The sequence below is a fragment of the Rothia nasimurium genome (assembly GCF_004569295.1).
GTDB lineage: Bacteria > Actinomycetota > Actinomycetes > Actinomycetales > Micrococcaceae > Rothia > Rothia nasimurium_B.
Map to the genome: position 1 here is coordinate 35,135 of NZ_SPQC01000025.1, position 7,689 is coordinate 42,823.

12 protein-coding genes are annotated in these 7,689 nt (G+C 53.1%); all 12 read right to left on the minus strand.

Annotated elements, in window-relative coordinates:
- Positions 1-36: 36 nt before the first annotated feature.
- Entirely contained in the window at positions 37-345 is a 309-nt protein-coding gene (locus tag E4U03_RS07800) for a hypothetical protein (RefSeq protein ID WP_135012992.1), read from the minus strand.
- 1 nt (position 346) lies between these two features.
- On the minus strand, positions 347-745 hold the full coding sequence (locus E4U03_RS07805) for a hypothetical protein (protein ID WP_135012993.1): 399 nt from the start codon (positions 743-745) through the stop codon (positions 347-349).
- An 8-nt stretch (positions 746-753) separates the two neighbouring features.
- Positions 754-1,182, minus strand: a complete 429-nt coding sequence (locus tag E4U03_RS07810) for a hypothetical protein (RefSeq protein ID WP_135012994.1) — start codon at positions 1,180-1,182, stop codon at positions 754-756.
- A gap of 4 nt (positions 1,183-1,186) precedes the next feature.
- On the minus strand, positions 1,187-1,552 hold the full coding sequence (locus E4U03_RS07815; protein ID WP_135012995.1) for a hypothetical protein: 366 nt from the start codon (positions 1,550-1,552) through the stop codon (positions 1,187-1,189).
- 5 nt (positions 1,553-1,557) lie between these two features.
- A complete protein-coding gene (locus tag E4U03_RS07820) occupies positions 1,558-1,941 on the minus strand; it encodes a hypothetical protein (protein WP_135012996.1) in 384 nt (127 codons plus the stop codon).
- Positions 1,942-1,945: 4 nt separating this feature from the next.
- Positions 1,946-3,487 carry an HK97 family phage prohead protease gene (locus tag E4U03_RS07825; protein ID WP_135012997.1) on the minus strand — a complete coding sequence of 514 codons (1,542 nt, stop codon included), beginning with the start codon at positions 3,485-3,487 and terminating at the stop codon, positions 1,946-1,948.
- Positions 3,480-4,643: a phage portal protein gene (locus E4U03_RS07830; RefSeq protein ID WP_135012998.1), complete on the minus strand. Its 1,164-nt coding sequence runs from the start codon at positions 4,641-4,643 to the stop codon at positions 3,480-3,482. Before E4U03_RS07830 ends, E4U03_RS07825 begins: the two co-directional genes overlap by 8 nt.
- Before the next feature lie 224 nt (positions 4,644-4,867).
- Entirely contained in the window at positions 4,868-6,343 is a 1,476-nt protein-coding gene (locus E4U03_RS07835; RefSeq protein WP_135012999.1) for a terminase large subunit, read from the minus strand.
- Positions 6,340-6,651: a hypothetical protein gene (locus E4U03_RS07840; RefSeq protein WP_135013000.1), complete on the minus strand. Its 312-nt coding sequence runs from the start codon at positions 6,649-6,651 to the stop codon at positions 6,340-6,342. The genes E4U03_RS07835 and E4U03_RS07840 overlap by 4 nt, the downstream gene beginning before the upstream one ends.
- A gap of 89 nt (positions 6,652-6,740) precedes the next feature.
- Positions 6,741-7,022: an HNH endonuclease gene (locus E4U03_RS13785; protein WP_135013001.1), complete on the minus strand. Its 282-nt coding sequence runs from the start codon at positions 7,020-7,022 to the stop codon at positions 6,741-6,743.
- Between the two features lie 7 nt (positions 7,023-7,029).
- Entirely contained in the window at positions 7,030-7,296 is a 267-nt protein-coding gene (locus E4U03_RS07850; protein ID WP_135013002.1) for a hypothetical protein, read from the minus strand.
- The coding region (locus E4U03_RS13160; protein WP_209304142.1) for a hypothetical protein at positions 7,289-7,689 on the minus strand (401 nt) is incomplete at its 5' end. The genes E4U03_RS07850 and E4U03_RS13160, both read right to left, overlap by 8 nt.

Sequence of the window (7,689 nt, forward strand, 5' to 3'; positions counted from 1 at the left end):
CAGTAGCTACGGAGAGAGAAACTACGCTACTGACTGCTAGGCTAAAGACTCACTAGGCTCCTGCTGGTCAGGTTCATTAAAATCAACATTGATAAGGCTGGTACGGATCCAGCTGTCAAAGTCCTGCGTGCTAATATGCCCGGTACGCTTAAGCGCTGCCCAGGAGAGAATGTAAGCCCAGGTCTGCGGGGAGTCCTGCATAGAGGGAATAGTCTTCTTGTTCGAACGCAACATATCAAAGACATAGTGGTCTGCTGCGGTTGACTGGACGGTGATTTCAGTTTCTTGACCCTTCTCATCTAGGTAGAGAATGGTCAGTTCGGGGGTAGTGTAACGGGTAGCCAACTTAGCCTATCCTTTCAATAATTTCTTTGAGTTCTTTGTAGTAGATATTGAGCCAGGACGGCTCGGTATCGTGTGCTGCTTTAATGACCCAAGGATTCGGGGCGCGGTGACCGCGAACTGTTGTGTTTCCAGCCGGGGTGCCGTAGTGCAGAACCCCGGCATAAGGCATGGAGGTATTTCCTACGCGGATAACACCCATGCGGGTTGTCCCGCCGGGTCTAATGGTGTTTTTGATATGCCCCTTTTTGGCGTCGCCTATCGGGGAGGTAGAACGGGCTCTTTCTGCTACTACGCGGGCGGCTTTACGGTTGGAAGCAGATAAATCTTTCAGGTCTACTTCGGCTCTGCGAAGTGCCCGGCGTAGTAGGGTGCCGTTTTCTATCAGGACGACCGGTTTCATGGTGTCTCTTAGGCCAGCTTAGATTTAGTGGGTACGCCCACCAGGGGGAACTCGAAGTCAACCTTGAGGTTCTCTTCTGCGACGTCGCCACCGATTTCCGCTGATTCTACGGTCAGAACGCCGGTGTATTTATTCTTGTTGGCCGTAGAGGGTACAAACTCAAATTCTAGGTCTTTACCTCGGTTTTCAAAGAGGAAGTCGCTGGTGGATTCCTTAGCACCGGCATCGAAGAGGAACTCGCCTTCGAGTGTCCAGGTCTCTTTGCGGGAACCGCCTTTCTGCTTACCAGAAAGCACCGTGATACCATCTGAGGTTGCAGTCTTGGGTACGAGCTTGACGCTGGTGACCTGATGAGACATGACGTGTGCGGTGGTGGCTTTACCGATAACGAGGGTGCCGGTGCCGACCTCGACGACCTGAATATCGTCCTTTGCCATAGGGTTACTCCTTGTCTGGGATGTTAAAGGTTGCTGTTGCGCTAAGAGCTGGTAACGGGTCACCTGATAGGTTAGGGATGCCCAGGGCTTCAGCTTTAAAATGTTTGATGCCGAAGTTCTGCCGTAGTTTTTCGACCATGGCCGAAAGGGCATCCAGTGAATCATCTTTAAAGCCGGTATCAGCAGCTATAAGGGCTAGCTCGACTTGGTAGGTGTAGCTGTGACCGTCAAGGCGGTCAAAGGTGATTTCATCCGGGTAGACCAGTAGCACCGGTAGCTTATGAGCTTCCCGGATATGACGGCAAGCAGGAAGCCCGGCCTCTTTGAGCTGGTCAATGATGGCAGCTAGGGCAGTTGATAGGTTCATCATGGCCTCTAAGCCACCAGAGGTTTTCTAAAGGCTTCAATGTGTAGAAGCCGGGCTATGTCGGAGTCGTAGCGTGAGATATAGGTGTTACCGATTTCAGCGAAAGACTCGATACCGTTGGGGGAGGCACGGCGCTTATATAGTCTGGCTCCTAGCATGGTTGCTCCTAAGAGTGTGGTTGCTGCCCAGTTACCTTCTGTATCGCGGTCGATAGAGGGTAGGGAATTGACGTAAGAGGTGACGGAGGATGCGATGACTTCCATTTCCTCATCTGTGGCAGACGCGCCTAACCACTTAGAGATACTTTGGCCGGTGATACTATGACCGGTCAGAGTATCTTTAATGTCCTTTTGGGTCAGGTGGCGCATGTCTTCCCAGGTAATAAGCGCCATGGGTTTAGACCGCCCCGGTTGTGGTGGCCTTCATGATGACGCGGGGGTCATGGATAAGAGCCCCGGCGTAGCCGAAGACACCGACGTCCACGCCGCCACGGGGCAAGTCGAGTACCTGGGCGCGGATGGGGGAGGAACCTTCTTCGTAGTAGGAGGCAGCGCGGGAGTCGTAGGCCAAGATGTCGTTAGCTGCTAGTTTGGGGTTCATCATAAAGGAGATGTTGGAAGCCACTCCGCGAGCGTTTGAGAGGTCAACTTCTCCCTGACGCTGAAGCCACCAAGGAACCTGATTATCTTTGAGATTGAGGAAGCCTTCATAAGCGGACTGCCCCATCTGGATAGTGCTGATACGGGCATTGAGCTTACCGAACTCAATAGGGAGTTTCTGGAGCGCCGGGAGAACCTTAGTAATATCGGCCTTGACAGTAGCAGCAGCTAGCACCTGTTCGGTGAACCATTCCTCGGTCTTGCGGCGGTAATCATCGGTGGCCAGCTGGAAGATAGATTCGATGAAACCGGTATCTCCTAGGTCAATGTACTTTCGGGCAACATCCCAACCGGCAGCAAAGTCCTGGGTGACGCCCTCAGCCGGTTCAGTAGCAAGAGCATTGGAGGGAATGTCTTTCTTATCGCTACCATACTTACCCACTACAGGGGTTTTGCCTGCTACCCAGCGCCAGCCGTAAGCCTTGAGGCCGGTTAGCTTCTTCGGTGCACCGAAAGAGTCAATGGTAGGCCGTGCGGCTTCTGAGGCACTCCAGAGCTGACCAACGTAGGTGCGCTTGAGGAAGCCTTCACCCTTATCATGGGCAGGGATAACGTCGGTGAGGGCTGCGGTAATCATAGCTGCGGGGTCACCGGCTAGGACGCCTTGGATAATGCGGTCAGCAGCGGCGGTAATGCTCATGGGGGAAGAAGCAGCAGGCTGGGGTGCACTGCCGTTGATGGCAGCGGTAACCTTTGCCGGGGCAGGGGACTTCTCCGCTCCTGTCGCTTCATCAGCGGCGGCTGTGGTGTTTACTTTTTCCTGGGCAGCAGTGGGTTCAGTGGGCATAGTATTATCTTTCTTTTGGGCAGTTACAGAAGTGACACGGGTATTAGGAAAGGCTGGTGTTGACACTAGCGAAACCTCATAGAGAGAAGCCTGGATAACCCGGGCGACGGTGCCCGAATCAAAGTTCGGGTCAAATCTTTCAACAGTCGCCCCAACCGAGAGACCGTCAAAGAGGCCAGCCTTGACGGCCGCTAGTGCTTTATCGCCTTCTTCGGTCTCAGGTATTTCAAAGGTGGCAACAACAGATGTATGTGAAACGGCTAGGTCGGTCATGAAACCTACAGGCTGCTGCATATCGTGAGACATCAGGAGCTTAATTTTTTTATGCTCGGCAGGAACAACCAGGGAGCCAGGGGCAAAACGAAGTACCCCACCGCTGGTTTGGCCGTCTTCATCAAAGACCATGATAGTTCCGGTAATAGTGCGCTTTTTGAGACTAGCGGCTGCCTTGATACCGGTTGTTACATCGGCGTGTATATCGACCTTATCCATCGGTGTTTTCTTTCTTCTCTAGCGGGGTGCCCTCTTCGAGAGCACGACAGTCTTCTGCTGTATAGAGGCCAGCTTCTATAGCGACCTTGTAGGCTTCCATGCGCTCTTTAAAAGGCGGCTGGATAATTTCACGGGTATCAAACTTGCACCACACCCCATGTGCAAGCACATCGTCCATAGACAACCGGGCGGTGATAGCGTCCATATAGGGACGTAGACCGAAGTCAATAAGCTCACGGGCTCGCGTGTGGGAGTTCGAGTAGCTTAGAGAGGTTCCAGTAACGTTAGCGTCTACTGCCCAAGCTGGGACTCCCAGGGCTCGGGCAACGGCTACTGCTGCCTGGTTCTGTGCGTCAATGAGCAGGTTTTCAGCTGCGATACCGTGGGTTCTTACCTCTAGGGCAGCGTTGGTGAAAGCTACACCGCCACCAGCAGATGTTCTAGCATTGCGCCATTCTTGAATGAGTGCTTGACGTTCTTCTGTGGTGAGGTCATCGCCGTCGAGCTGGTGCAGTTCGATGGAGGGAACCGGGTTCTCGGCTGCGTTTTCGGCTGCCCGCTCGGTAGCTAGGCTTTTGCGAAGTAGCCGAGAGCCAAACGAGAGGAACCCTTCATGGTGGGCGTCAATGCGAATGTAGTCTTGTGGGTTTACCTTTTTCCCAAAAGCTTCGGTCAGTAGCCCCTCGTCGGTAACGCTCGCTTTCCACTCCGGCACCCATTGGAAATATCGTGGGGTGCCGCTAGCGTATCGGTCAGTAACGAGCCAGAAAGCCCTACCGTAGAAAATAAGGGCGTCAACTGTCCAGACCATCGTCTGATAGGAGGGGCGGTAGCGTTCAATCTGGGTAGCCCAAGCTGGGGCATCTGCATACGGGGAATTACCTGCCAGAATAGCAAGGGGGAAGCGGGCAATAGTGCCTGCCATGATGTTACGGGCTTTAGCTACCGGAGCTAGAGACATGGCAGCAGCCCGGTCAATAGGGGCATTTTCTCGTGCTATACGTAGGTGCTCGGCGTGGATGCCAGCAAGTACAGAAGAGTCGGAGAAAGGGGAGGCGATAGCGGGAGCTTGCACCGGTAAAGGGGCAAAAGGTACACCGTGGGTTGCAGCGGCGACAGCCCCTTTGCGTGGTTTGAACAGTTCCATGATTGCCATGTCTCCACCATGCCCGGCACCTACGCTAGCCCAAAGCGGTTACCCCTCGGCGGCGCTTTCCCACAGCGTCTACCGCAGCTCTTAACTCAGGGTGGCAGGAACGTTCATGCACGTATAAATTTTCCCAGACCTTTTCTTTGGTCGTTGAAAGTATGCGGTAGTCACAGCTAGGTTGTAGGCAGATGCCGACAACACTGAACCGAGTGGAGTCAATCAGATAATGTCTAGTGCTCATAGGTAAAAAGTTGTGGCTTGGAAATTTTTTTCTTTGTCTCTAAAAGTCTTACGGCCACCGCGGCAGCGGTGAGCTCACAGATAGGTTCAGGGGACCTAGACCGGCTAAAAGCCCAGCCCTCTCCCAGAGGGCGAATCTCAGCAGCGGCGGCAGCTTCTCGCAAGGTAGGAGAACCATCATGTACTAGAGTGCCGTCCATAATGCGGTTCTTGAAACTAATACAAGCTGTTGCAAAGTCACGGGTCTTGAGCTCGGTCAAGGAAGCTGCCGGGTGCTTCACGAGTAGGGCGTCCACAATAGCCTTAGTTTCACCGATGGAGTCTGCCCCAACAGCTCGTGGCTTGGCGGGCTTGATGTCTTGCTCGTACATCTGAAGAAGCCACTGGGCACCAGGGGCAGAAGCTATCACCTTGATACAGATTTTCCCCTCTGCCCCATACCAAGCAGCCACCATAGCCGCCCGGCTACCATCGAAAGCCACGTCAAAAGCAACAGTGACCTCAGATAAGGACACCGGGGTAAGGTCAGCAGCTAAAGCATCCCAGGTCTCTAAGGGTACAAAGCTGTTCTCAGCTGTGGTCTTGCGATTCATATAAGCACGTTCAAACTCACCGCGAGAAACAACCTCTGAGGCTTCAGCTATATCTTCTTTGGTAATCCGGTGCCCTAGGGCGGGGTGGAAATCCCAGTTATCAGGGTCAAAAGCGTTCAGGCCAGGTGCTAGAGCAAATTCTAGGTAGCCAATTTCGCTGACTGGGTCAGCAGTTGCAGCACGGCCAACCTCTACCCAGTGATTAATAAAATCGCTTTTAGCGTTTCCCATGGTTGAGAGCAAAAGCAATTGTCTATCTTCTAGCGTTACCTGGGCAGGTTTGACCGCGCCGGTTAGCTCTGAGCCTTGCACTGCGTCAAAAGCAAAAATTTCGTCAAGGTAAACATCATGTGGTGTTGAACCATGTAATGATTTACCTGTTGGAGGGAACGGTGATAAACGGGAGCCGTTAGAAAAAGTAATTCGTTGGGAACCGATAGAAGCACGTTTAGTAATTTTAGAAGCTAAGGGTGAGTTTTCGATAGCTTCAACCATTTCGTTCCACCTCTCTGCGGCGTCTTTACCGGTCTGAGCAGTGTAGTACATGCGCCTACCCGGTATGGTCAGGGCTTTAGTGACAGCATCAATGCGGGTGCCAACGGTTTTGCCAGATTGGCGCGGGACGGTTTCGAAGTAAGTGCGGAAGCGGTAGCGTTTACCGCCGGGGCGGCGCTCTGATTTGAGTCTTAGTGACCACTCCTGCCAAGGCATCATGGGCGTACCCAAAAGTTGTGCTACGAACCGACCAACCTCAAGAGAATGTGCCGCCCCGGGGGTTGGCATGGAAGAATAGAGGGGCTTGGCATCCCCTAGCGCTTCCCATAGTTTCCGGTCATCCGGGGCTAGAGCCTCAATAGCAGCGGGGTCAATCATAGGGCAATACCAAACTTTTCAGCCATTGCTCGGAAATCGCTATTACCCCCTGAAACATCAGGGAGCATAGCTAGGGTTTCGCGGAGTTCTTTAGAGGCCATGGCTACAGCTGAGGCGGAGCCTTTAGCCACGGCGACGCCGCAGACCTGGGCTAGGTCAAGGGTGAGCTGGGCGATAAGATAGGTTTCTTCGGTCAGCAGGTCTTCGTCTTTGATTTTTTGGATATGTGCTTCTGCCGCTAGGCGCAGTGAAGATTTAGCGTAGCTGGGTTCTTTGTCGAAATTAAACAGTGTTTCTTGTATATTCATTTCTTTTTCTTTCGTTTCAGCTAATTTGGGTAAAAATTTTTTTGGGTGGGGAAAAATGGAAATGCACCGCGGGGCTTCCTGGCTATTGATTATTTAAAAAATTCAATATTATTTTCTTCAACCTTTCTTTTCGTCGGCATGACGCGATTTCCCCGGGCCGAGTTACAGCTAAAGTGTGCTGGGCGAAGATTAGCGATATCATCGCTTCCACCGAGCGAACGAGGCAGAACATGGTCAACAGAGAGTCGATGTAAACGCTTCTCGAAGGAGCAGCAGCCTGGTGTATAGCGGTGGTCGATGATAGGAGCTTGGCAGAGCCAGCAGGTGAGGTTCTCTGCGTAGATTGCCCTGATGGTATCTAGCAGGTGCATAGCCCGCCTACCCCCGTATTGAGCCACCGGCACCCCCTTTATTGTGAGGGTAGGGGGTCTTGTGGTGGGGTATGCCCCCTAAAGCGTAGCGGGCCGGGGCGTCTACACGGTCGAGCTGGAACTTTAGCGATGCAGCCAGGAGTCGGGCGTGCTTGAGCTGCCTAATGTAGTCCTGCCGGGTGCAGGATACGGTCATGCGGTCAAGGAGTCGGTAGGCTGCTAGGGTTTCTTTGAGCAGGCGGCGGGCTTCTTCGTGGTCAGCGATGCTATGCATAATAATGTCCTACATTTCCAGGGGGGCGGGGTGGGAGCTGTTTTTTGGCTTTTTCTTTTGCCAGGGCTTGACGGCGTTGTGCAAGCAGCTCTCTAACTACCATTCGCCCGCTTCCTGCATTATCTTCTTGTATAGTCTCCAGAGAATCTTGCAGTTGCCCTTGGGAGTGAGCGGGGCAACGATAGATGGTTTGGCCGGGTATGCGGCGCTCTGCCACGACTTCACAGCCCGGTGCAATACATTGGAGCCATTTCCAATAGGCACCTGTGTGTTCTGGGCAGTAGCGGGTGTGGGGTTTGCCGGTTGGTTTGGTGCAGACGAGACATTTTCGTTGGCTGATAATTTGGGATGCAACCAGAGCGGTGGGTACGTATTCGGCAGGTTTATCTTTGG

Excerpts from the sequence above, each read along its gene's own strand:
- E4U03_RS07805 (WP_135012993.1), bottom strand. The coding sequence starts at position 745 with ATGAAACCGGTCGTCCTGATAGAAAACGGCACCCTACTACGCCGGGCA.
- E4U03_RS07810 (WP_135012994.1), bottom strand. The coding sequence starts at position 1,182 with ATGGCAAAGGACGATATTCAGGTCGTCGAGGTCGGCACCGGCACCCTC.
- E4U03_RS07815 (WP_135012995.1), bottom strand. The coding sequence starts at position 1,552 with ATGATGAACCTATCAACTGCCCTAGCTGCCATCATTGACCAGCTCAAA.
- E4U03_RS07820 (WP_135012996.1), bottom strand. The coding sequence starts at position 1,941 with ATGGCGCTTATTACCTGGGAAGACATGCGCCACCTGACCCAAAAGGAC.
- E4U03_RS07825 (WP_135012997.1), bottom strand. The coding sequence starts at position 3,487 with ATGGATAAGGTCGATATACACGCCGATGTAACAACCGGTATCAAGGCA.
- E4U03_RS07830 (WP_135012998.1), bottom strand. The coding sequence starts at position 4,643 with ATGGCAATCATGGAACTGTTCAAACCACGCAAAGGGGCTGTCGCCGCT.
- E4U03_RS07835 (WP_135012999.1), bottom strand. The coding sequence starts at position 6,343 with ATGATTGACCCCGCTGCTATTGAGGCTCTAGCCCCGGATGACCGGAAA.
- E4U03_RS07840 (WP_135013000.1), bottom strand. The coding sequence starts at position 6,651 with ATGAATATACAAGAAACACTGTTTAATTTCGACAAAGAACCCAGCTAC.
- E4U03_RS13785 (WP_135013001.1), bottom strand. The coding sequence starts at position 7,022 with ATGCACCTGCTAGATACCATCAGGGCAATCTACGCAGAGAACCTCACC.
- E4U03_RS07850 (WP_135013002.1), bottom strand. The coding sequence starts at position 7,296 with ATGCATAGCATCGCTGACCACGAAGAAGCCCGCCGCCTGCTCAAAGAA.